Below are 23,046 nucleotides of genomic sequence, written 5' to 3' on the forward strand. Positions count from 1 at the left end.
GAATGCACAGCAGCCGAGCATGGGCTCGGCTCTACAAAACCATCAGCGGCGGCGGGTAGTGGCGGCCGACGCGCAGCGGGCGGAAATAATCGGCGTTGCGGTAGAAGGCGGCATCCTGCACTTCATGCCAACCGGGAATACCGGCCAGCGGCAGCGGCCGCAGCTGCAGTGGATCGCCCAGCACCCTGCCCTCGTCGATGGCTCGGCCGACCGTCTCGACGCAGCCCGCTTCACCATCGCCCTGCACCACCACGCATTTGCCGACCAGCAGCCGGCCCGGCAGCAGCGCCTGCTCCATCAGCGCATGGCCGAACACCGCCACCACAGCGATGCCACCGCCCTGCCAGTGCGAAGGATCGAACAGTGCGCGCCAGTCATGCGCATCCCACGCGGCCAGCACGGCCGCATCGCGCACCTGCACGACCACGCCCGTTTCATCGAACTGCGTCAGCGCGGCCTGTGCGCGGTTGCGCTGGCCGGGCGCCATCGCCGCGATGTGCCGGCACTGCTGCAGATTGAGGGCACGCTTCAGCGGCAGCAGGCTGGCCCAGACCAGCGCGTTGAACAGGTCGTGCCAGTTGTCCCCGCGGGTCGCGAGGCGGCCCTGGGCGATGCGGATTTCGTAGTGCAGGCCATCGGCCAGCAGCGCGGCATCCTGCTCGACCAGCTGCAGCCCGGGCAGGGCCAGCCGGGCATCGAGCGCGGCGACGGTCGGCCAACCCGGTCCCGCCAGCAGATCGGCAAAGCCGCGCACGCCTTCGAACAGCGGATGCTCGAACACCCGCGCATCGACCGCCGCACGCAGCGGCGGGATGAAGCGACGAAGGCCGCCTGCGTCGCCGCCGGCGGCCGTCGCTGCAGTCACAGCACCTTGAGGTCGAACGCCGGACGCGTGGCACTGGCCAGCGCGTCACCATACAGGTCGTGCTCGTCGCTCTCGGTGATCTCCACATCGACGAACTCGCCCACGCGCAGCGGCACCTGGTCGGCGTTCTGGATGTGCACCAGGCCGTCGATCTCCGGCGCATCGGCCTTCGAACGGGCCACGGCGATATCGCCTTCGATGGCATCGACCAGGCACTGCTGCACGGTGCCGATCTTGGCTTCCAGGCGCGCGGCGGAAATCTGCGCCTGCTTCTCCATGAACCGGGCCAGGCGCTCCTGCTTCACTTCTTCCGGCACGGCATCGGGCAGGTCGTTGGCGGTGGCGCCCTCGACCGGCGAATAGGCGAACGCGCCCACGCGGTCCAGCTGTGCTTCGTCCAGGAACGACAGCAGTTCTTCGAACTCGGCCTCGGTCTCGCCCGGGAAGCCGACGATGAAGGTCGAACGCACGGTGATGTCCGGGGCGATGCGGCGCCAGTTCTGCACGCGCTCGAGAGTCTTCTCGACCGCACCGGGGCGCTTCATCAGGCGCAGAATGCGCGGGCTGGCGTGCTGGAACGGGATGTCCAGGTACGGCAGGATGCGGTTCTCCGCCATCAGCGGCACCACTTCGTCCACGTGCGGGTACGGGTAGACGTAGTGCATGCGCACCCAGGCATCGAGTTCGGACAGGCCTTCGCACAGCGCCTTCAGGCGGGTCTGGTAGGCCTTGTCGCGCCACATCTTCTCGGCGTATTTCACGTCCACGCCGTACGCCGAGGTGTCCTGCGAAACCACCAGCAGCTCGCGCACGCCGCCGCGCACCAGGCGCTCGGCTTCGCGCAGCACCTCATCCACCGGGCGCGAGACCAGCTTGCCGCGCATCGACGGGATGATGCAGAAGCTGCACGTGTGGTTGCAGCCCTCGGAAATCTTCAGGTAAGCGTAATGGCGCGGGGTCAGCTTCACTCCGTAGTCCGGTACAAGGTCCACGAAGGGATCGTGCCTGGGCGGCAGCGCTTCGTGCACTGCTTCCATCACGCTCTGGTAGTCCTGCGGGCCCGACACCGCCAGCACGTTCGGGTACGCCTCGCGGATCTGCTCCGGGCGCTTGCCCAGGCAGCCGGTGACGATGACCTTGCCGTTCTGGTTCATCGCCTCGCCGATGGCGTCCAGCGATTCGGTCACCGCCGAATCGATGAAGCCGCAGGTGTTGACCACCACCACGTCGGCCGAATCGTAGGACGGGACGATGTCATAACCTTCCGAGCGGAGCTGGGTGAGGATGCGCTCGGAATCGACAAGGGCCTTCGGGCAGCCAAGGCTGACGAAGCCGACTTTGGGGTTCAGCTGGGACATGGAAATCGCGGGACTCTGGGGGCCTGGGCCCCTGCCGGCATGGCAGGGGGTCCTGGGGGCCGGGGCCTGAAAGGGCGCCAGTATAGCGGGGTTGGTGGCGGGGCTCTGAACGGCCAGCCGCCTGAACGGGCACAGCCGCTGACACGCCGCTAACCCGGCCAGCGTCGACAATGCAGGCCTGTCCCCTGCAACGAGGTACCCGACGATGTCCGAATGGATCACCCTGGATACGCATCATGGCCCGGTCCGCGCCTGGCAGGTCCTGCCCGAGGGCAAGCCGCGCGCGGCGCTGGTGGTCATACAGGAAATCTTCGGGGTCAACGCGCACATGCGCGGGGTGGCCGAGCGCTTCGCCGCCGAAGGCTACGCCGTGCTGGCGCCGTCGTTCTTCGACCTGGTCGATGGCCCGGAATCCGACCCCGATGCCCTGCCCTACAGCCCCGAGGGCGTGAAGGACGGCCTGGAGCGGGTCAACACCCTGGGCATGGAGAAGGCGCTGGAAGTGGTCCGCGCCGCAGCGACGCGCCTGGCCCCCCATGGCAAGGTCGGCACCGTCGGCTACTGCTGGGGCGGCAGCGTGGCCCTGCTGGCGGCGATGCGCCTGGGCCTGCCCTCGGCCAGCTACTACGGCGGCCGCAACGTCAGTTTCCTCGACGAAACGCCCAAGGCGCCGGTGATCTTCCACTTCGGCGCCCAGGACAAGAGCATCCCACCGGAAGCCGTGCAGGCCCACCGCGAAAAGCTGCCGCAGATGGCCACCTACGTCTATCCAGCCGACCACGCCTTCAACCGGGAGGTCGGACATGCGTATGATCCAGACAGCGCCGCCCTGGCGCTGCAACGCACCCTGGACTTCTTCACGGAGCATCTTGGATGAGCGATTTCGAACTGGATTCACGCCTGGCCACCGACAGCGTCCTGGTAGCAGAAGGCCCGTTGTCGCAAGTGCGGTTGATGAACGACGAACGGTTCCCTTGGCTGGTGCTGGTGCCGCGCCTGGCCGGGATCACCGAATGGATCGAGCTGGACGGCGAGCAGCAGGACAAGCTGCGCACCGAACTCAACCGCGCCTGCAAGGCCCTGCACGGTACGGACGGGGTGGAGAAGATCAACATCGGCGCGCTGGGCAACATCGTGCGCCAGCTGCATTTCCACGTGATCGGCCGCCACGACGGCGATCCGGCGTGGCCGGGGCCCGTCTGGGGCAGTGGTCCGGCGCACCGCTACGAGCCGGCCGCACTGGACCAGCATGTCGCCTACTGGAAGGAACGGCTAGGATATCCGGCCCACCCCTGAGCCTTTGACGACCCGATGCGCTTCAATCTCGTCGCCGCCATCCTGCTGATCCTGATCGGCTTGTTCATGCTCGCCAGCAACTTGGGCTGGACGCACCTGAATCTGTCCAAGCTGTTCCTGACCTGGTGGCCGGTCGGCCTGGTCGGCGTCGGCATCGCGATGCTGTTCGGACGCGGCAAATAAAGGTAGCGCCGGGCCATGCCCGGCGAATGCACCACGCGGCCCATACGAAAACGCCGGGCATGGCCCGGCGCTACCGATATGTTGATCAGGTGCGCGGCAGGGTCACGCCGGTCTGGCCCTGGTACTTGCCACCGCGGTCCTTGTACGAGGTCTCGCAGACGTCGTCGGCCGCGGCCTGGAAGAACAGCATCTGGGCCACGCCTTCGTTGGCGTAGATGCGCGCCGGCAGCGGCGTGGTGTTGCTGAATTCCAGGGTGACGTGGCCTTCCCACTCCGGTTCCAACGGGGTCACGTTGACGATGATGCCGCAGCGGGCATAGGTGCTCTTGCCCAGGCACACCACCAGGGTGTCGCGCGGAATGCGGAAGAACTCCACCGTACGCGCCAGCGCGAAGCTGTTCGGCGGGATGATGCACTCATCACCGACGATGTCGACGAAGCTGCCCGGGTCGAAGTGCTTGGGGTCGACGATCGTGGAGTTGATGTTGGTGAACACCTTGAACTCGCGCGAGCAGCGCACGTCGTAACCATAGCTGGAGGTGCCGTAGCTGACGATGCGCTCGCCGTTGGCGTGCTTCACCTGCCCGGCCTCGAACGGCTCGATCATGCCGTGCTGCTCGGACATACGGCGGATCCAACGGTCACTCTTGATGCTCATGCTCTGTCCTGGGTACGAGGGGGCGCGTGGATTCTAGCAGGGGGCCGGGCACGCACGCCGCAGCCCCGCAGGCCTGGCCTTACAGCAGCGAGGACAGGATCTGGATCGAGGCACGCGGGCGCTTGCCCACCTCCTCCACCAGGCGCTCGGCGGCGCGGCGGTAGGCCTGGGCCGCGGTCGACTGGGGCTGGACGACGGTGATCGGGTTGCCGGCATCCCCCTGTTCGCGGATGTCGATCTGCAGCGGCAGCGACCCCAGCAGCGGCACGCCGTACTGCACGGCCATGCGCTCGCCGCCGCCCTCGCCGAACAGGTGCTCGATGTGGCCGCAGTTGCTGCAGGTGTGCACGGCCATGTTCTCGACGATGCCCAGCACCGGCACCTCCACCTTCTCGAACATCTTCAGCGCCTTCTTCGCATCCAGCGTGGCGATGTCCTGCGGCGTGGTGACGATGACCGCACCGGCCAGCGGAATCTTCTGCACCAGGGTCAGCTGGATGTCACCGGTGCCCGGCGGCAGGTCGATCAGCAGGTAGTCCAGATCGTCCCACAGCGTGTCTTCGAACAGCTGGGTCAGGGCGGCGGTCGCCCGCGGCGCGCGCATGATCAGCGGCGTCTCGTCTTCCACCAGGTAGCCGATGGACATGGTGTCCACGCCGAACGCACGCATCGGCTCGATGCTCTTGTTGTCCGGGCTTTCCGGGCGGCCGGACAGGCCGAGCATGGCCGGCACGCTGGGGCCGTAGATATCGGCGTCGAGCACGCCCACGCGGGCACCGAGCTGCTGCAGCGCGACGGCCAGATTCACCGAGGTGGTGGACTTGCCCACGCCCCCCTTGCCCGATCCCACCGCGATCACGTTACGGATGCGCGCATGGGGCGAAAGGCCCTTCTGCACCTGGCTGGCATGGGGACGACGGGCGGGGCTGTTCACTGCGGACTCCGGAAGCGGTTCATGGGGCGGGCAACCTCCCATCATACAAGTTCAGCCAGGCGCAGCCCTGCCATCCTGCGCGCGTAGCCAACCAGCACCGAACACCTGCTGCACGCGGAATACAGCTTCAACAGAATCTACTGGCAGCGTTAATTCAGCCGACTGCTTTTGGGTGAAACGCAGCGCTCATTTTAAATTCAATAGTTAAGAATAAGTAAATATATTATTAAGACAGCTTTACGACGCCTGAAAATAAATGCCCATCTCGTTGAATTCACCTAGAAATTATTCACAAACACAAAGATTTCTTACGGTCTCGTGCCATTAACGTTAATGCCGTGTTACGGTCAGCTCGCCAGCCTTGAAACTGAAGGCTGATTGAATGCTCCGGGAAAGGAACTGCCTGGACTTACTTAATGGATGAGATATCGCAATGTCTCGTCGTCGCACCAATGTCGTCCGCCACCCGCTCTCACTCGCGCTGTTCGGCAGCCTGCCAGCCACCGCCCTTCCCGCCTTCGCCCAGGACAGCAGGGAGACCACCGACCTCGGTCGCGTGACCGTCACCGGTTCGCTCATCCCGCAGACCCAGGTGGAAAACCACACCCCGGTGCTGACCGTCACCGCCGAGGACATCCAGACCCGCGGCTTCCCCAGCATCGCCGAATTCCTGCAGCAATCCTCGCTGACCACCGGCGGCCTGCAGGGCGGCCAGTCCTCCGCGGCCTTCACCCAGGGTGCCGAAGCGGCCGGCATGTTCGGCCTGGATCCGGGCTACACCAAGTACCTGATCAACGGCCGCCCGATGCTGCAGTACCAGGCGCTGTACAACGGCAGCGACGCCTTCAACAACATCAGCGGCATCCCGATCGACATCGTCGAGCGCATCGAGATCCTGCCGGGCGGCCAGTCGTCGCTGTACGGCTCCGATGCCATCGCCGGCGTGGTCAACATCATCCTGAAGAAGCGCATGGATGGCGGCACGATCAACGTGCGCGGCGGCGCCTACACCGAGGGCGGCGGCAACAACGTCCGGGTCAGCGTGGCCAAGGGCTTCAACAGCGCCGATGATCGCTTCAACGCGCTGTTCAACGTGCAGTACGAGACGTCCAGTCCGATCTGAGGCTACCAGCGCGACCTGACCAAGGTGAACAACCCTGGCGGCTACTCGCCGCAGGTGCCGTCCAACGACTTCCTCGTCTACCTGCCCGCCGAAAACAACGCGTTCGTCATGATGGACCCGACCCGCTGCGCCAGCGTGGCCGGGCAGTTCGGCGGCACCACCGAACTGGGCGTGCGTGCGGCCGGTGAGTCCTGCGGCTCCAAGTACAGCGCTGGCTACCGCACCATCAAGAACGCCAAGGAAAGCAGCCAGTGCTATTCCTCGCTCAACTTCCAGGTGAACGAGAACTTCGAACTGTTCGCCGAGGCGCTCTACAGCCTCGAAGAGATCAACTACGTCACCGGTTCCGGCTACACGTTCTGGAGCACCGGGCCGGGCTTCGGCTACATCTACGACCAGGACACCGACCAGTACATGAGCCTGCAGCGCGCGTTCGCGCCGGAGGACATTGGCGGCCAGGGCTACCGTGACATCCAGGAAACCAACCGCAACAAGGCCTGCCAGATCACCCTGGGCGGCCGCGGCACTTTCGGCACCAACTGGGATTACAGCGCCAGTTTCAGCCGCGGCGAGTACAAGCTGACCGAGCGCAGCTTCGCTCGCTGGGCCGAACCGATCGACAGCTGGTTCGAACAGAACGTGTTCGGCCCAGTGCTCGGCCAGACCGATGATGGCTACAACATCTACAGCCCGAACTGGGGCGCGTTCTATTCGCAGCTGCCGGCAGGCGCGTTCCAGAGCTTCACCGGCTACAACTACAACAAGAGCCTCACCTGGCAGAACCTGGGCCGCGTGCAGCTGACCAACAGCGGGCTGTTCTCCCTGCCCGGTGGCGACGCCGGCCTGGGCACCCCGTCGTCGAAGGCGGCAGCGAAGGCTGGGATTACAGCCCGGATGCGCGCCTGCTCGACGGTGAAGTCTGGGGCACCACTTCAGTGGCCGGCGCCGGCCACCGCAGCAACTACGCGGTGACCGGCAAACTGCGCCTGCCGCTGCTCGACTCGCTCACCGTCACCGGTTCGGGCCGCTACGACGCCTTCAAGATCGCGGACAACACGGTCGACAAGTCGACGTAAAGCATCGGCGTCGAGTCCCGTCCGATTGAAAGCCTGCTGTTCCGCGGCAAGTACGGCACCGCGTTCCGTCCGCCGTCGTTGCCCGATGCCTTCCAGGGCGAAAGCGGCTTCTACACTGCCGCCACCGACTACTACCGCTGCGCACAGCTGGGCTTCGAGCCCGCCTACACCGTCGGCTGCCCGTATGCAGGCCAGTCCACCCTCGGCGTGCAGTCGGGCAGCCCGGAACTGGAACCGATCACCGCCGATGTGTGGAACGCCGGCGTGGTCTGGGCACCGATGGCCAACCTCTCGCTGTCGGTGAATTACTACCGCTGGAAGATCGAGAACGAGGTCGACACCCTCAGCTCCGACCAGCTGCTGCGTGCCGAGCACTACTGCCGCAACAACCTGGACAACAACACCAACGCCACCTGCAGAACGTGGCCGACTGGGTCACCCGCGATGCGTCGGGCAACCTGGACCAGATCTACACGCCCAAGCTCAACGTGGCACGGCAGAACCTCAATGCGCTGACCGCCAGCTTCAAGTACGTGCAGGACATTGGTCGCTTCGGCTCGCTGCAGTTCGCCAGCAACTACACCAACATCCTCAAGCGCGAAGTGCAGCCGGAGACCGGCGATGACTACCTGGACCTGCTGCGCGATCCGCATGCGATGTGGAACTACCAGGCCTTCGCCAAGGTGCGAGCCGATGGTTCGATCGGCTGGGCGAAGAACCAGTGGACCACCACCCTGTACTACAACTACATCGGCCGTACCCCCAACTACATGGCGTACCTGGGCGAAGGCTATGACTACGTCCACTCCTCGGGCTACAAGGCTGGCAAGTGGGGCTCGTACACCACCTACAACCTGAGCGTGAGCTACCGCGCGATGGACAACCTGACCCTGTCGCTGATGGTCAACAACGTGTTCAACAAGAACCCGTCGAGCCAGCGCCACAGCTTCGGCGGCAACAGCAGCGCGCCGTACAACGAAAGCCTCTACAACCCGTACGGCCGGGCGATCTACGCCCAGATGCAGTACGACTTCGGCGCGAAGTAAGCGTCGCGACGCTCCAGGGAATGACTGGTACTGGCCCCGCTTCGGCGGGGCCTTTTTTTTGCCCGCGTGGCTGGCCCGCGGGCGTCGCAACGCCCCCCCTCCCCCGTCTGCCGTCACAACCCGGACTGCCGGCTGAACATCCAGCACCGTCTGCACCCTCCGCAGGGAGTCGGCGCGGCGTGCCAAGCAGAGAAACCTTTCATTTGAAATCAACGCCTTGTATCAAAAATCCATCCAAATCAGCACTTTGCCTAGCTTGGCTTCATGACGGGAGCATGAACAGTTGACACATTAAGTTAAGGTCGTGTTAACGTCAGCTCATCGGCTTGTGAAGCCGGTTACAGGACGGGGCGAAAAGCCCTACAGGGACGACAGGCCCACGCGCCTGTCGAGATTCGATACATCAGGGGATCCATCCATGACCATCCGCACGGCGCTCAGCCGCCACCCGCTGAGCTTTGCTCTGACGACCGCCCTGCTGGCAGCCGTCGTTTCGCCCGCCTTTGCCCAGGAAGCCGGCAACGAAGCCGGTGGCAAGAACGCCACCAACCTGGACCGCGTTTCGGTCGTCGGCTCGCGCATCAAGCGCGCTGAAGTCGAAGGCCCGGCGCCGGTCACCGTCATCTCGCGCGCCGACATCGATCGCGAAGGCTTCCAGTCGGTCGGCGACATGCTGCAGACCCTGACCCAGAACACCACCAGCTCGTTCACCGGCGATCTCGCCGTGACCGGCTTCACGCCCAACGCCCAGGTGGTCAACCTGCGCAACCTGGGCCCGGGCTACACCCTGACCCTGGTCAACGGCCGCCGCCCGGCGCAGTACCCGCAGCCGTACAACCGCGACAACAACGTGGTCAACATCAAGGCCATTCCGAGCTCGATCGTCGAGCGCGTTGAAGTCCTGACCGGCGGCGCCTCGGCCATCTACGGTTCGGACGCTGTCGCCGGCGTGATCAACATCGTGCTGCGCAAGAACTACGACGGCAACCAGCTGCGCCTGACCACGGGCACCACCGAAGAAGGCGGCGGCGACAACGTCAACGTCGAATACACCGGCGGCAAGACCGGCGACCGCTGGAGCGCGACCTACGCCCTGCAGTACAGCGAGAACGAGCCGGTGTTCGCCTCGCAGCGCCACGCGCTGGCCGATACCCGCAACAACGCCGCCGGCATCGCGGTGAATCCGTCGCTGTCGCTGGTCGCCCTGAGCTCGGCCGGCCTGAACGGCCACGTGCGCAACCAGAACGCGCTGTACAACGCTGCGGCCTGTGATGCGTTCGACTACACCACGGTGACCACCGCCTCGCGCGGCACCTACTGCGGCAGCTACACCCAGGTCGCCGCCCGTTCCATCTGGAACAAGAACCAGAACTTCAACGGCTACGGCTACGGCACGTTCGACGTGACCGACACCACCCAGCTGTTCGGCAGCGTCAACTTCTACAAGACCAAGGCCAAGGCCAGCGGCGGCATCGAGTTCTGGGGCACCTCGGGTGACCGCTTCACCTCCAACCCGAGCGGCGCCGCGACCAGCGTGTACTACGACTCCGCCCTGCAGGACCTGATCCAGCTGCAGCGCACCTTCAACCCGTTTGAACTGGGTGGCAACGAAGCCGCCAGCACCCTGTACGACGAGAAGAGCTACGACTTCACCTTCGGTGCGCAGGGAACCTTCGCCGATCGTTTCGACTGGGAAGCGAGCGTCAACTACGGCAAGTACGAGTACGAAGCCGACCGCCCGCGCCTGCTGGCCAAGGCCGTGCATGACTACTTCCTGGGCCCACTGCAGGGCTACATCAGCAATTACCCGATCTACACGCTGAACCAGGACCGCTGGAACACTCCGATCACCCCGGAGATCTACCAGAGCTTCTCCACCCGCGTGAAGAACGTTGCCGAATCGACCTCGGCCACCGCCAACTTCAACATCAGCGGCGACCTGTTCGAGCTGCCGGCCGGCCCGGTGGGCTTTGCGGCGGTCATCGAAGGCATGCGCCAGACCACCGACTTGGTCAGCGACGTGCGCACCAACCAGCTGCGTCCGATCGACGACCAGACCATCTACAACCTGACCAGCTCCGGTGAAACCCACGGCGCCCGTAACCGCTATGCGGTGGGTACCGAATTCCGCGTGCCGATCTTCAGCAACCTGTCGATGAACCTGGCAGGCCGCTGGGACAAGTACGACGACATCACTGCCGTCGACGATGCCAAGACCTTCAACGTCGGCCTGGAATACCGTCCGTTCAGCAACCTGCTGATCCGTGGTTCCTACGCCACCAGCTTCCGCGCACCGGACATGCAGCTGGTCTACGCCGAAGGCGCCGCCTCGTTCTCGACCATCCTCGACGAATACAGCTGCCGTTCGGGCACCGGCCTGGGCCAGGCTGCAGGCGCTCCGGGCCGTACCCGCGCGCAGTGCAACGTGACCGGTGACGTGACCCTGTACCAGGCGCAGTCGCTGATCGCCGGCAACCCGAACCTGAAGGAAGAAGAAGGCAAGTCGTGGGGCGCCGGCTTCGTGTGGGACATCATGGACTCGATGTCCATGTCGGTGGACTACTACAAGATCCGCCTGGAAGATGCCTCAACCCAGCTTAGCTCGACCTACCTGCTGCAGAACGAAGCCAACTGCCGCCTCGGCGTGCGCCCGGATGGCACGCCGTTCGAGCAGGGCTCCGATTCGGCCTTCTGCCGCAACCTGACCGCGCTGGTCACCCGTACCAACGCACCGGGCACCACCCTGGACGGCCGCATCTCTCAGATCAACACCGCGTACATCAACGCGGCGCTGCTGGAAACCAGCGGTATCGATGCCACCTTCAAGTACAAGCTGGATACCGATCGCCTCGGCGACTTCGGCCTGGACCTGGGCTACTCGCTGGTGCTGACCAACAAGTACCAGGAAAACAGCGACGACGAGCTGATCGACTACCGCGACCTGCCGCTGTATGACTACAGCCAGCGCAGCCGCCTGCGCGGCAGCCTGAGCTGGGCCGGCGACGAATGGGGTGCCACCCTGTTCGGCACCCGCTACGGTTCGAACTGGAACGCCGCCTGGACCGAACGCCTGGCCCCGTACATGCAGTACAACCTGCAGGTCAGCAAGAAGTTCGGCCCGAACGTGCGTGCCGAGTTCACGGTGGTCAACCTTACCGACAACCAGTTCCGTCGCGACCCGACCAACACCGCGTACCCGTACTTCAACAGCTACATCGGTGCCGACCCGCTGGGCCGTCGCTACTACTTCAGCCTGTCCTACCGTTTCTGATGCGACAGGTTGTGTGACAAGCAGAGCCCGGCCTAGGCCGGGCTCTGTATTTGCGCACCGGCAGCAACGCCATATCCCGGGCCACGAAGGCCCGCCATTTGAAGGGGATACACGATGTACAAGCTGTCCTTCGCCCTGCTTGCACTGGCATTGGGCACCACCGCCGTGCCGGCCTCCGCCGCACCGGCCTACTCGGTCGAAGATTTCGTCAAGCACGCTGCCTACGGCAACGTGCGCATCTCGCCCAATGGCCAGTACCTGGCCGTGACCATGGACCACGGCGACCAGGACGTGCTGGCGGTGTTGCGCACCAGCGACCTGAAGGTGCTCAAGGTCAACCAGCTGCCGGAAAAAAAGAGCGTCGGCCAGTTCACCTGGATCGCGCCGGACCGCCTGATGTTCAATGCGGTAAAGAAGATGGGCGGCTATGCCCAGCCCTTCGCCACCGGTGAATGGTTCGCGGTCAATGCCGACGGCAGCCAAGCCGTGCCGCTGATCTTCTACGGTACCCGCGATGCCACCCAGCGCGGCAAGACCGTCGGCCGCGAAAGCTTCAGCCTGCTCGACACGCTGAAGGACGACGACCGCAACGTCATCATGCAGTCGCGCTACCCGCGCTCCAACGAAGGTGCCGGCACACAGGTGGTGCAGGTCGATACCTTCAGCGGCCGCCGCACAGTGCTCGCACGCGCGCCCAAGGACGACTGCTCCATCGCGCTGGACGCGCAGAAGGAACCGCGTTTCGCCGTCTGTTCGTCCAGCCGCAACGAGGAAGGCGAGTACGACGAGCGCACCGAACTGTACCGCCGCGATGGCCGCGATTGGACCTTGGTCAACGCGTCCAAGACCGACGGCAAGCATCTGTGGGTCGAGCGCGCTACCGCCGATGGCACCGTGTATGTCACCCAGAGCGACGACAAGGCGCCCGGCGCGGTGGGCACGCTGGACACCGCCACCGGCGCGTTCACCTCCCTGTTCCAGGACCCGGTGGCCGAAGTCTCTGACTACATCTGGTCCACCGATGACAACCGCCTGCTGGGCGTGATCACCGAAGCCGGTGCACCGAAGGTGACCCTGGTCGATGAGAACCACCCCGACGCCGAACTGTATGGCTCGCTGGCCGCATCGTTCCCCGGTGAACTGGTGGATTTCTCCAGCCACACCGCCGATGGCAGCAAGATCATCGTCTCGGTCTACAGCGACAGCAATCCGGGCGAGCTGTACCTGTATGACCGCGCCACCGGCAAGGCACGCTTCCTGATGCAGCGCGCGCCGCAGCTGGACAAGGCGCGCATGGCCTCGGTCAAGCCTTTCAGCTTCACCGCGCGCGACGGCAAAACCATCCATGCCTACCTCACCCTGCCCCATGGCAGCGACGGCAAGAACCTGCCGCTGATCGTCAACCCGCACGGCGGTCCGATCGGCCCGCGTGACAACTGGGGCTTCTCCGGCGAAACGCAGCTGTTCGCCAGCCGCGGCTATGCGGTGCTGCAGGTGAACTACCGCGGCTCCGGTGGCTACGGCAAGGCGTTCCAGGATGCGGGCCACAAGCAGTGGGCCGATGGCATCCAGAACGACATCATCGATGCCACGCAGTGGACCATCAACCAGGGCTACGCCAACAAGGACCGTATCTGTATCTACGGCGGCAGCTTCGGCGGCTACTCGTCGCTGATGGCCCCGATCCGTGCACCGGGCCTGTTCAAGTGCACCTTCGGCTACGTCGGCGTCTACGACATCGACATGATGTTCAAGAAGGGCGACATCCCGGAACGCGAATCGGGCCAGCGCTTCCTGCGCCGCACCCATGGCACCGACACCGCCGACTGGACCCGCACCTCGCCGGCACGTCGCGCATCGGAAGTGAAGATCCCGGTGTACCTGGCCGCAGGCGCGCGTGACGTGCGCACGCCGCCGGAACAGACCGAGCTGATGAACAAGGCGCTGATCGCCGCCGGCAACACGCCCGAAGGCATGATCATCGAGCCCGGCGAAATGCACGGCTTCTATGGCGTGCCGGCGCGGGTGAAGCTGTACACCACGATGCTGGATTTCTTCGGCCGCCACATCGGCCCGTCGACGGCATCGGGGGCAAAGGCGGCTGACTGAGCCGTCCCCGGCTCCCTGAACAGGGGAGCCGGGAACTTCGGGCACCTTTTGGCGCACCATGAAGGTGTGCCTGCGTGTACCCGGCAACGGGTGCGTGGGTGCCATCGTTCAATCAAGGAGAGATACCGATGTACCGCAGGCTCATGCTTACAGCCCTGCTGCCTTTCGCGCTGCACGCCCCGCTCGCGCTGGCCGCCAAGCCTTCACCGGCCGCCGCGCCGGATCCCACCGAGGATCCGATGATGATCACCGCCGGCTTCCTCAGCGGCCACCCGGACCTGCGCTTCCGCCTGTTGGGCATCGAAAAGCGCGACGCCGGCAAGATGGAACAGGCGTTCGGCTTCTTCCAACGCGCCGGCTTCTATGCCGACAAGCCGTCGCAGGCGATGGTCGCGGAAATGCTGTGGAATGGCACCGGCACTCCGGTCAACCGCGCCCTTGCCTACGCCTGGATGGACCTGGCCGCCGAGCGCGGCTATGAAGGTTTCCTCGACCTGCGCGAGCGCTACTGGGCCGCGTTGACGCCCGAGGAACGCGACCGTGCCCTGCAGGAAGGCCCGGCGGTCTACGCCCGTTTCGGCGATGAGGCCGCGCGCCCGCGCATCGATGCCGCGCTGCGCCGCGAACGCCGGCAGGTGACCGGCAGCCGCACCGGCGCGACCGGCAACCTGCGCATTGTGTTGCCCGGCCTGGTCGGCACTACGGAGATCGATGGCAGCAAGTTCTACGACGATCGCTACTGGGACCCGGAGAAGTACCAGGCCTGGCAGGATTCGGTATGGGCCAAGCCCAAGGTCGCCCGGGTCGACGTCGGTGCGGCAACCCAGATCAAGGACGAAGCCGACCGCAAGACCCGCATCGAGGCCGGCGCACCGCAGGTGGGTGCCCCCGAACCGCAGACCGCCGACGAACAGCCCCGGCTGGGCAACGGCAAACCCTGATGTCTCCGCTGCCGGCCTTGTGCCGGCAGCGTTCTTTGCGCAGCCCGTGCCGCGACCTGCCCGATTCTGGCGGCTGTGCTGCGGCCCATGTACAACGGGCCGGCGGCTTGCCATCGCCCATGACCTTCGACACCCTTGCAGGGCGGGCCGGCGGCGTATCGTTCGGCCCACGGCCGTCCTGCGGCCCTTCCCTGACTCACTCGGCCTGGAGGCCATACAAGTGACCCGTACTCCCAAGATCGTGCTGCTGACCCTGGCCGTTTCGGCCGCGCTGGTCGGCTGCGGCAAGACCGATACCCCGGCAAAGGATGCCGCCGCCTCCACGCCGGCCGCCACTGACCAGGCCACCACCTACAAGCTGGACGAAGCCAAGCTGCCGGCCTACAACGCCTTCCAGGCCAGCGACCTGGACAGCAATCTGGACGCCTGCGGCGCCTTCGGCGACTACGTCAACGGCAAGTGGCTGGCCGCCAATGAGATTCCGGGCGACCGCACCAGCTGGGGCGCCTTTACCATCCTCGACGAGCGTTCGGTAGCGGCGCAGCACCAGCTGGCCGAGCAGGTCGCCCAGGTCAAGAACCCGAACCACATCGAGAAGATCGTCGGTGACCTGTGGGCCACCGGCATGGACGAGGCCAAGATCAACGCTCAGGGCATCGAGCCGCTGAAGGCCGACCTGGCCGCCATCGACGGCCTGCAGGACAAGGCCGCCATCGCCGATTACCTGCGCACCAGCGCCGCCAAGGGTGAAAACATCCTGTTCGGATTCGGCGCCGAAGCGGACTTCAAGAACTCGGCCATGAACATGGCCTACGCCAGCCAGGGCGGCCTGGGCCTGCCTGACACCACCTATTACACCGACGCCAAGAACGCCGACAAACTGAAGGCCTACCAGGCGCACGTCGCCAAGGTGCTGGAACTGTCGGGCGTGGCCGCTGCCGACGCCGCCAAGCAGGCCGAGGACGTGGTCAAGTTCGAGACCCGCCTGGCCAAGTCCTCCAAGTCGCGCGTGGAACTGTCGCGCAACGTCGAGCTGTTCTACAACCCGCTCACCCTGGCCGACGCCGACAAGCTGACCCCGAACTTCAGCTGGACCGAGTTCTTCAAGTCGCAGGGCGTTGCCGCGCCGGAGAAGTTCTCGCTGGCCATGCCAGCCTTCCACGAGGAAGTGAGCAAGGCACTGGGCGACACCGACCCGTCGGTCTGGCGCGCCTACCTCCGCTTCCACACCGTTGACGGCGCCTCGCCGTACCTGGCCGATGCGTTCGTGCAGGAGAACTACGAGTTCTACGGCAAGACCCTGAACGGCCAGAAGGAACAGAAGCCGCGCTGGAAGCGTGTGCTGGGCACCATCGAGAACGATGCCGGCGAAGCCTTTGGCCAGCTGTACGTGAAGGTCGCCTTCTCGCCGGAAGCCAAGGCGAAGATGGAAGAACTGGTGAAGAACCTGGCCGCGTCGCTGAAGGAACGCATCCAGGGCCTGAGCTGGATGAGCGACGAGACCAAGGCCAAGGCCATCGCCAAGTGGGAGACCTTCACCCCGAAGATCGGTTACCCGGACAAGTGGCGTGACTGGGCCGGCCTGCAGACCCAGCGCGACAGCTACCTGGGCAACGTGCGCGCAGCCAACGAGTTCAACTACAAGTTCAACCTGTCCAAGGTCGGCAAGCCGGTGGACAAGACCGAGTGGGGCATGACCCCGCAGACGGTCAACGCCTACTACAACCCGCTGCAGAACGAGATCGTGTTCCCGGCCGCCATCCTGCAGCCGCCGTTCTTCGACCCGAAGGCCGACGACGCGCTGAACTACGGCGGCATCGGCGCGGTGATCGGCCATGAAATGACCCACGGTTACGACGACCAGGGCGCACGCTTCGGGCCGAGCGGCAACCTGGAAGACTGGTGGACCCCGGCTGACAAGAAGAACTTCGAAGGCCTGACCGGCAAGCTGGTCAAACAGTTCGACCAGTACAAGGTCGACGGCCAGGCAGTGAACGGTCACCTGACCCTGGGCGAGAACATCGCCGACCTGGGTGGCCTGGCCACTGCCTACGACGCCCTGCAGAAGGCCACCGCCGGCAAGGAAGATCCGAAGGTCGACGGCTTCACCCGCGACCAGCGCTTCTTCTTCAACTGGGCCACCGTGTGGCGCACCAAGTACACCGCGGAAAACGCCAAGGTCCGCCTGGCCACCGACCCGCACGCTCCGGCGCAGTTCCGCGCCATGGGTGCGCCGTCGAACCTGCCGACCTTCGCCGCCGCGTTCCAGTGCAAGGCCGGCTCGCCGATGGCCCGCACCGGCGACCAGCAGGTGGTGATCTGGTAAGCCGCGGCTGACGCCAAAGTGAACCTTCAAAGGCCCGGGATTTCCCGGGCCTTTGTTTTTGGCGGCTCAGGCCAGCCCTTCCCGGGGTCGGATCCCTTGCGCGCAGCGTGGGGGCTCTGACCCCATGCAGGTAGCGCCATCCACGCATGGCGTGAATCTACTGCCCATGCCACACCACCTGGTAGCGCCGGGCCATGCCCGGCGGAAGCCGCGTGACGCATGCATCCCGTGCCCATGCACGGCTTGCTATAGTTCGCCCGCCCTCAATCCATCACGGATTCGTTCTACATGCCCAATTTCCGTCCGCTTGCCGTTGCCCTGGGTATCAGCCTGGCGACCCTGGTCCCGACCCACGATGCGTTCGCTGCCAAGAAGAAGGCCGTGCGCGCCCCGGCCGTCAGCGCTCAGTGCAGCGATTTCTACGATGCCACCAACGCGGACTGGCTGAAGGCCAACCCGATGCCGCAGTCCGGCGCCGCCACCGCGCTGGGCCAGCTGGTCGACCGCAGCCGCCAGCAGCAGCGTGAACTGCTGGACGCCTCGATGAAGGCGCCACAGGGCAACGTGCAGAAGCTGCTGGGCGACTTCTGGGCCAGTGGCCTGGACGAAGCCGCGGTGGAAGCCGATGGCTCCAACCCGATCGCCCCGCTGCTGACCCGCATCAACGCGATAAAGAAGGCCAAGGACGTCCCGGCCTCGATCGCCGCACTGCACCAGGTCGGCATCCCGGTGGCCTTCAACTTCGGCCCGGACGTGGACCTGAAGGCGCTGGACCGCCACATCGGCTACTTCATGCAGGGCGGCATGGGCCTGCCCGACCCGGCGTTCTACACCCGAACCGATGCCGACACCGTGGCCCTGATGGGCCGCTACCGCAACTACGTCAAGCAGATCCTGGCCCTGACCGGTACCCCGGCAGCCAAGCTGGATGCCGAATCGCAGTCAGTGATCGAACTGGAAACCGAACTGGCGCGCAACGCGCAGTCGCTGGCCGGCATCAACAACCCGTTCAACAACTACGCGCCGATCTCGACCAAGGATCTGAACAGCCGCTACCGCAACCTGCAGCTGGATGCCTTCCTGAAGGCGCAGGGCGTGAACGACGATCTGGTTTCGCTGGCTGACCCGGGCCTGTTCAAGCAGCTCGACACGATGGTCACCAAGCTCAAGCCGGAACAGTGGAAGGCCTACCTGCGCTGGCGCGTGGGTGACTCGATGGCGCCGTACCTGTCCAAGGCCTACCGCGACGCCGAGTTCGAGTTCCGCGGCCGCGTGCTGCGCGGTGAGACCCTGCCCACGCAGCGCTGGGAGAACGTGCTGGACGCCATCAACGTGGCCGCTGGCCCGATGGTCGGCCGCGAGTACGCCGCCCGCCACCTGTCCGCCGAAGATCGCCGCCAGGCGGCGTGGATCGTCGACAAGGTGCGCGAAGTGCAGATCGAGGCGGTCAAGAACAGCACCTGGATGAGCGCCGAGGCCAAGGCCGAAGCACAGGCCAAGCTGGCCGCACTGAAGATCGAGATCGGCACTCCGCTGCGCGACCTGGATTACAGCGTGCAGCCGATGGGCCGTGGCTCGTTCGGCGGCAACATGTTGATCGCTTCAACCTGGCGCCATCGCGAAGAAATGAAGCGCATCGGCAAGGGCAACGCCGACCGTCGCTGGGACGTGCTGCCGCAGCAGCCGTCGCTGGCCTACGACCTGGCGCAGAACCGCCTGATCGTCACCGCCGCGATCCTGCAAGGCCCGGTGTTCAACGCCAAGGCCGATGCCGCCGACAAGTTCGGCAGCTTCGGTGGCCTGGTCGGCCACGAACTGAATCGCGCCGTTGACGCCAAGGGCGCCCTGGTCGATGCCAAAGGTGAACTGCGCAGCTGGTGGACCCCGGCCGACAAGACCGCCTGGACGCTGCTGGGCAGCCGCGCGGCCACGCAGTACGGCGCCTACGACTTCCCGGGCGTGAAGGGCGCCAAGGTCAACGGCACGCTGACCCAGGAAGAGAACCTGGCCGATATCGCCGGCCTGGAACTGGCCTGGGCGGCCTACGCCGCACAGGAACCGAAGGCGACGCCGACGCAGCAGCAGGGCTTCTTCCGCGCCTGGGCCGCGCTGTGGCCGCAGCAGCTGTCGCCGAACGAGGCCGCACGCCGCCTGACCGCCGACATCCGTGCACCGGGTCGCTGGCGCACCAACGGCCCGCTGTCGAACCTGCCGGCCTTCGGTGCGACCTTCAGCTGCAAGGCCGGCCAGCCGATGCAGCGCACCGAGGGTGAGCAGATCAAGGTCTGGCGTTGAACCTGGTCGTGATGCGGTAACGAAGAAGGCGCCTGCGGGCGCCTTTTTCGTGGGCGGCGCCTGCAAGAAAAGACCCCGGCAGATGCCGGGGTCAAATGTCCTGCTGAAAGAGAGCGGTGTTCTACATCAGAAGTCGTAGGACGCGGTCAGGCGAACCGAACGTGGCGTCGTGTAGTAGGTGCCGATGCCATAGGTATTGGAAATCGTGTGCTGACCCGATTCGTACGAAGGATCGGACTGCAGCTGGCGACGCTGGTTGAGCACGTTGAACACGTCCAGGCCGAAGGCCAGCTTGTGATCGGCAAAGGTCGGGCGATACATCACGCCCAGATCCAGGCGATAGGTCCACGGCTGGCGGCCGGCATCACCCGGACGCGACGGCTGGCCGTTGCAGTAGTGGTACGACGACTCATAGCCGATCGGATCGCTGCCATCCGCGCCGTAGTAACCCAGGCAGCTCTTCGGCATGCCCGAAGAGATGAGCATGGTGGCCGAGGCCGTCCACTCGTCGTTGAACTGGTACGCGCCGTAGCCCTTCAGCTGGTGGCGACGATCGTTGGCCAGGTAGCCACCGGCATACTCCATCAGGTAGTAGGAATCCCAGTCCTGGGTCTTGGACACGTCATCCTGGCCGATGTCCGACTTGACCTGGCCCTCGGTGTTGCCGAAGTTGCGCGACCAGGTGTAGTCCAGGCGGCCGTACCACTTGTCGCTCAGCGGATGTTCGATGAACAGATCAACTGCGACGTAGCTTCGCTTGGCCTTGTTGCCGTTGTAGCCCCAGTCCGACGAGCTCATCTGCACCGGGGTGTAGCCCGAACCATCGGCGTGCTTGACCATGAAGGTGTTGGTCTTGCCCGGGTTGAAGATCACGCAGCCCGGCACTTCCACGCCGCTTGAATCAATCCCCATCGATTCGAGCTTGGCGTTGATCTGGTCGGAATCGCAGGTGTCGTCGATGGCCGCCTGCAGGCGACGATAGGTGAACTTGGCACCGCTGTTCCAGGACGAACCCAAGGTCTTCTCGAAGCCCATGATGAATTCATCCTGGTACTGCGACTTCAGGTCGGTCGGCGCCACGGACAGCGGATCGGGCGCGATGCCGTACTCGTCGTTGGTCGACACCGGGCCCGGGCCCAGCGCGGTCAGGTTGGTCGGGTTGCCGTTGGCATCGATGCCACCGTAGGTGAAGTACTCACGGGTATAGGTCGATGCCGATGCGCCACGGATGGCCACGCTGTTGGGCAATGCCAGGTAGTAGCGGCCCAGGTTGGCGAACACCTTCAGCGACGAATCGCCGAAGACATCCCAGCTGGCGCCCAGGCGCGGGGCCCACTGGTCACCGCTCTCGACATAGGCAACCGCCGAGCTGTTGTAGTTGGTGAACTTGTCGTTGCGCAGGCCCAGGGTCAGCAGCACGTTCGGGCTGACCTGCCAGCGGTCTTCCAGGTAGTAGGCCTTCTGTTCCACCGACATGCTGGTGGTGGTGGAGAAGATGTACTTCTGCACGTAGTAGCCATCACCGCCCGGCGCGGCAATATCGAACGCCGGTGCCGGCGACGAACCCGGCGCGATGCGCGAATAGATCCAGGCGTAGCCCGGACCGGTCATCGCCTGCCCTTCGTTGTGGCCCTGGTAGGTCATGTTGTCGATACCGGCGGTCAGCTCGTGGCTGCCGATGCGGTACTGCAGGTCCACGCGCAGGCCGCGGGTCTTGCTGCCTGCATCGGGCGACTTGGTGTAGAGCGCAGTCTGGTCGTTGCGGACCGGGGTACCACCGGTGATCGACGGATCCTGGTTGGTCGGGCCGCTGATGTAGGCATTGGCCGAATCCTGCGGATTGAACTCAAGGTTGGATTCCTTGCTGCGTCCCCACACCGCGCTCAGGGTCAGGTCATCGGTCAGGTAGCCGGTGTACTTGAAGATGTCGAACTCATCCTTGAGCTTGGTCGTGTTGGCGAAGGTACCGGTACGCTCGCCCTCGCTCATCGTGTCGTAGTCGAAATCGCGATAGTAGCTGCCGTAGCGGTCCGTGTTCTCGACACGGGTGTACTCCAGCGTGTTGCTGTCGTTGATGTTCCAGTCGATCTTGCCGTAGAACTTCGGCGTGTCGTAGGTGTAGTGGCTGCGGACCTGCTGCGCGGCTTCACCGGCGCTGGTGGAAACGCCTTCGGTGCGATCCTTCTCGGCGGCGAGGTGGATGAACAGACGGTCCTCGATCAGGGGGCCGCTGACATAGCCGCTGTAGGAGGTGCGGGTCGCCTTGTCGCCCTTGCGCGAGCGGTACAGGGAGCCGGCCACGGTGCCGGTGTCATCCTCGAGCTCGAACCCCGGAGGCGCGGTGTGATTGGGGTAGTAGATGTCGCGCGGCGATTCCGCCAGCGAGTCGGGCGACCAGGTGGTCTGGAAGCCGAACTTCCACTCGTTGGTGCCGCGCTTGCCCAGCTGGTTGATCACGCCACCGGTGGAGCGGCCGTAGCCTGCACCGTAGCCCCCCATGAAGGTTTCCTGCTGGTCGATCGAACCGTAAGGCAGGCTGACACCGCCCATTGCGCTGAGCGGATTGGTCGCGTTGAAGCCGTTCAGATAGTACGCGTTCTCAGTGACGCTGGAGCCGCCGAACGACAGCACCGAGCGCGAGCCGTTGGAGAACTCGCCGCTGCCGGCGACCACGCCCGGCGCGAGCAGCGCGATGGCTTCGGCGCTGCGGCCCAGCGGCAGCACGTCCAGCTGTTCGGAGGTGATGACCGACTTGGAGACCGTGTTGGTCACGTCGATCTTCGGAATGTTGGCCGCAGTGACGTTCACTGCGTCGAGGTTGGTGGCGCCGCCGCTGGCGGACTGGCCAAAGGAAACTTCCGTGCCTACGCCGACCTTCAGCAGCACGTTGTCACGCTTCTCGACCACCTGCCCGTCACGCTCGAGGCTGATGGAGTAACGGCCCACCGGCAGCGAGCCCAGGGTGTAGCGGCCGTTTGAATCGACGTTGGCGCTTCGCTTGAGGCCCGAATCGCTCTGCACGACCACCGTGGCGCCTGCGGCGGCCGGGGCGTTGCCATACAGGGAACCGGTGGTGCTCTGCGCCGCTGCGGCGCCGACGAACGAGGTCAGGACAACGGCCAGTGCCGTGCGCTTCAGCCGGATGGCCGTCTTGGTATAGGTCATGAAATTTCCTTGTTTCGTGAAAAGACACACTTACGTTTCAGGCTCGCTGCATCCACGTTCGATTGTGAAAACAGCTGAATAGAATATTAATTTCATAAAAGTTTAACTTGCAAGGCTTACTTGATGGTATTTTATGTTATTGATTTTATTGAATTTATTTTGATACAAACGAAAACATTCATTTACATTTCATTTAACTGAGACAGTGCGGCATTCATTTGACCGCTTATGCGCGACGCGGGCGCGCTGATTTCGAGAGGTGCCCACGAGTATTTGCTTTCGTTTTCCGGCCCTGGGCGGCGGGGCGAGGCGACAACGAAAAAAGGCGCCCTGGGGCGCCTTCGCTGGGGTGATCGGGTATCCGTGCCTGCCGCGGATCCATGCAGGCAGGTCGCTGGAA

13 protein-coding genes and 1 pseudogene are annotated in these 23,046 nt (G+C 64.8%); 9 read left to right on the plus strand and 5 right to left on the minus strand.

Features of this window, described 5'->3' with window-relative positions:
• Positions 1–31: 31 nt before the first annotated feature.
• Complete coding sequence (locus AC1VXD_RS00125; protein ID WP_482990298.1) at positions 32–865, minus strand: DUF3025 domain-containing protein; 834 nt, start codon at positions 863–865, stop codon at positions 32–34.
• Positions 862–2,223 carry a 30S ribosomal protein S12 methylthiotransferase RimO gene (rimO, locus tag AC1VXD_RS00130; RefSeq protein ID WP_482990299.1) on the minus strand — a complete coding sequence of 454 codons (1,362 nt, stop codon included), beginning with the start codon at positions 2,221–2,223 and terminating at the stop codon, positions 862–864. The genes AC1VXD_RS00125 and rimO overlap by 4 nt, the downstream gene beginning before the upstream one ends.
• Positions 2,224–2,428: 205 nt before the next feature.
• Between rimO and AC1VXD_RS00135 the strand changes: the two genes are divergently transcribed.
• Genes AC1VXD_RS00135 through AC1VXD_RS00145 form a run of 3 tightly spaced genes read left to right on the plus strand, consistent with a single transcriptional unit; the run spans position 2,429 to position 3,702 of the window.
• A complete protein-coding gene (locus AC1VXD_RS00135; protein ID WP_482990300.1) occupies positions 2,429–3,100 on the plus strand; it encodes a dienelactone hydrolase family protein in 672 nt (223 codons plus the stop codon).
• On the plus strand, positions 3,097–3,519 hold the full coding sequence (locus AC1VXD_RS00140) for an HIT domain-containing protein (protein ID WP_108765801.1): 423 nt from the start codon (positions 3,097–3,099) through the stop codon (positions 3,517–3,519). Before AC1VXD_RS00135 ends, AC1VXD_RS00140 begins: the two co-directional genes overlap by 4 nt.
• Before the next feature lie 15 nt (positions 3,520–3,534).
• Positions 3,535–3,702 carry a LiaI-LiaF-like domain-containing protein gene (locus AC1VXD_RS00145; protein WP_165835665.1) on the plus strand — a complete coding sequence of 56 codons (168 nt, stop codon included), beginning with the start codon at positions 3,535–3,537 and terminating at the stop codon, positions 3,700–3,702.
• Between the two features lie 85 nt (positions 3,703–3,787).
• On the opposite strand, the gene dcd is transcribed toward AC1VXD_RS00145, so the two are convergent.
• Both dcd and apbC read right to left on the minus strand, forming a co-directional pair.
• Complete coding sequence (gene dcd, locus AC1VXD_RS00150) at positions 3,788–4,360, minus strand: dCTP deaminase (protein WP_482990301.1); 573 nt, start codon at positions 4,358–4,360, stop codon at positions 3,788–3,790.
• A 79-nt stretch (positions 4,361–4,439) separates the two neighbouring features.
• Positions 4,440–5,294 carry an iron-sulfur cluster carrier protein ApbC gene (gene apbC, locus AC1VXD_RS00155; protein WP_482990302.1) on the minus strand — a complete coding sequence of 285 codons (855 nt, stop codon included), beginning with the start codon at positions 5,292–5,294 and terminating at the stop codon, positions 4,440–4,442.
• 433 nt (positions 5,295–5,727) lie between these two features.
• Here apbC and AC1VXD_RS00160 point away from each other — a divergent pair.
• The 6 genes and pseudogenes from AC1VXD_RS00160 (at position 5,728) to AC1VXD_RS00185 (ending at position 19,481) form a co-directional block, all read left to right on the plus strand.
• Positions 5,728–8,539 (plus strand): annotated as a pseudogene (locus AC1VXD_RS00160) (TonB-dependent receptor plug domain-containing protein).
• 418 nt (positions 8,540–8,957) lie between these two features.
• Positions 8,958–11,810, plus strand: a complete 2,853-nt coding sequence (locus AC1VXD_RS00165; RefSeq protein WP_482990303.1) for a TonB-dependent receptor domain-containing protein — start codon at positions 8,958–8,960, stop codon at positions 11,808–11,810.
• A 114-nt stretch (positions 11,811–11,924) separates the two neighbouring features.
• On the plus strand, positions 11,925–13,919 hold the full coding sequence (locus tag AC1VXD_RS00170) for an alpha/beta hydrolase family protein (protein ID WP_482990304.1): 1,995 nt from the start codon (positions 11,925–11,927) through the stop codon (positions 13,917–13,919).
• 128 nt (positions 13,920–14,047) lie between these two features.
• On the plus strand, positions 14,048–14,860 hold the full coding sequence (locus AC1VXD_RS00175; protein WP_482990305.1) for an SEL1-like repeat protein: 813 nt from the start codon (positions 14,048–14,050) through the stop codon (positions 14,858–14,860).
• 220 nt (positions 14,861–15,080) lie between these two features.
• A complete protein-coding gene (locus AC1VXD_RS00180) occupies positions 15,081–17,186 on the plus strand; it encodes a M13 family metallopeptidase (protein ID WP_482990306.1) in 2,106 nt (701 codons plus the stop codon).
• 288 nt (positions 17,187–17,474) lie between these two features.
• Positions 17,475–19,481 (plus strand): M13 family metallopeptidase, encoded by a 2,007-nt coding sequence (locus AC1VXD_RS00185; protein ID WP_482990307.1) that lies wholly within the window; start codon positions 17,475–17,477, stop codon positions 19,479–19,481.
• A 126-nt stretch (positions 19,482–19,607) separates the two neighbouring features.
• Here AC1VXD_RS00185 and AC1VXD_RS00190 read toward each other — a convergent pair whose 3' ends face one another.
• Entirely contained in the window at positions 19,608–22,646 is a 3,039-nt protein-coding gene (locus AC1VXD_RS00190) for a TonB-dependent receptor (protein ID WP_482990308.1), read from the minus strand.
• Positions 22,647–23,046 lie beyond the last annotated feature (400 nt).

Source organism: Stenotrophomonas sp. STEN054, assembly GCF_056854535.1.

What these genes read in the sequence shown, in the direction of transcription:
- AC1VXD_RS00185 (WP_482990307.1), top strand. Translation starts at nt 17,475, where the DNA reads ATGCCCAATTTCCGTCCGCTTGCCGTTGCCCTGGGTATCAGCCTGGCG.
- rimO (WP_482990299.1), bottom strand. Translation starts at nt 2,223, where the DNA reads ATGTCCCAGCTGAACCCCAAAGTCGGCTTCGTCAGCCTTGGCTGCCCG.
- AC1VXD_RS00175 (WP_482990305.1), top strand. Translation starts at nt 14,048, where the DNA reads ATGTACCGCAGGCTCATGCTTACAGCCCTGCTGCCTTTCGCGCTGCAC.
- AC1VXD_RS00165 (WP_482990303.1), top strand. Translation starts at nt 8,958, where the DNA reads ATGACCATCCGCACGGCGCTCAGCCGCCACCCGCTGAGCTTTGCTCTG.
- AC1VXD_RS00145 (WP_165835665.1), top strand. Translation starts at nt 3,535, where the DNA reads ATGCGCTTCAATCTCGTCGCCGCCATCCTGCTGATCCTGATCGGCTTG.
- AC1VXD_RS00135 (WP_482990300.1), top strand. Translation starts at nt 2,429, where the DNA reads ATGTCCGAATGGATCACCCTGGATACGCATCATGGCCCGGTCCGCGCC.
- dcd (WP_482990301.1), bottom strand. Translation starts at nt 4,360, where the DNA reads ATGAGCATCAAGAGTGACCGTTGGATCCGCCGTATGTCCGAGCAGCAC.
- AC1VXD_RS00140 (WP_108765801.1), top strand. Translation starts at nt 3,097, where the DNA reads ATGAGCGATTTCGAACTGGATTCACGCCTGGCCACCGACAGCGTCCTG.
- AC1VXD_RS00190 (WP_482990308.1), bottom strand. Translation starts at nt 22,646, where the DNA reads ATGACCTATACCAAGACGGCCATCCGGCTGAAGCGCACGGCACTGGCC.
- AC1VXD_RS00170 (WP_482990304.1), top strand. Translation starts at nt 11,925, where the DNA reads ATGTACAAGCTGTCCTTCGCCCTGCTTGCACTGGCATTGGGCACCACC.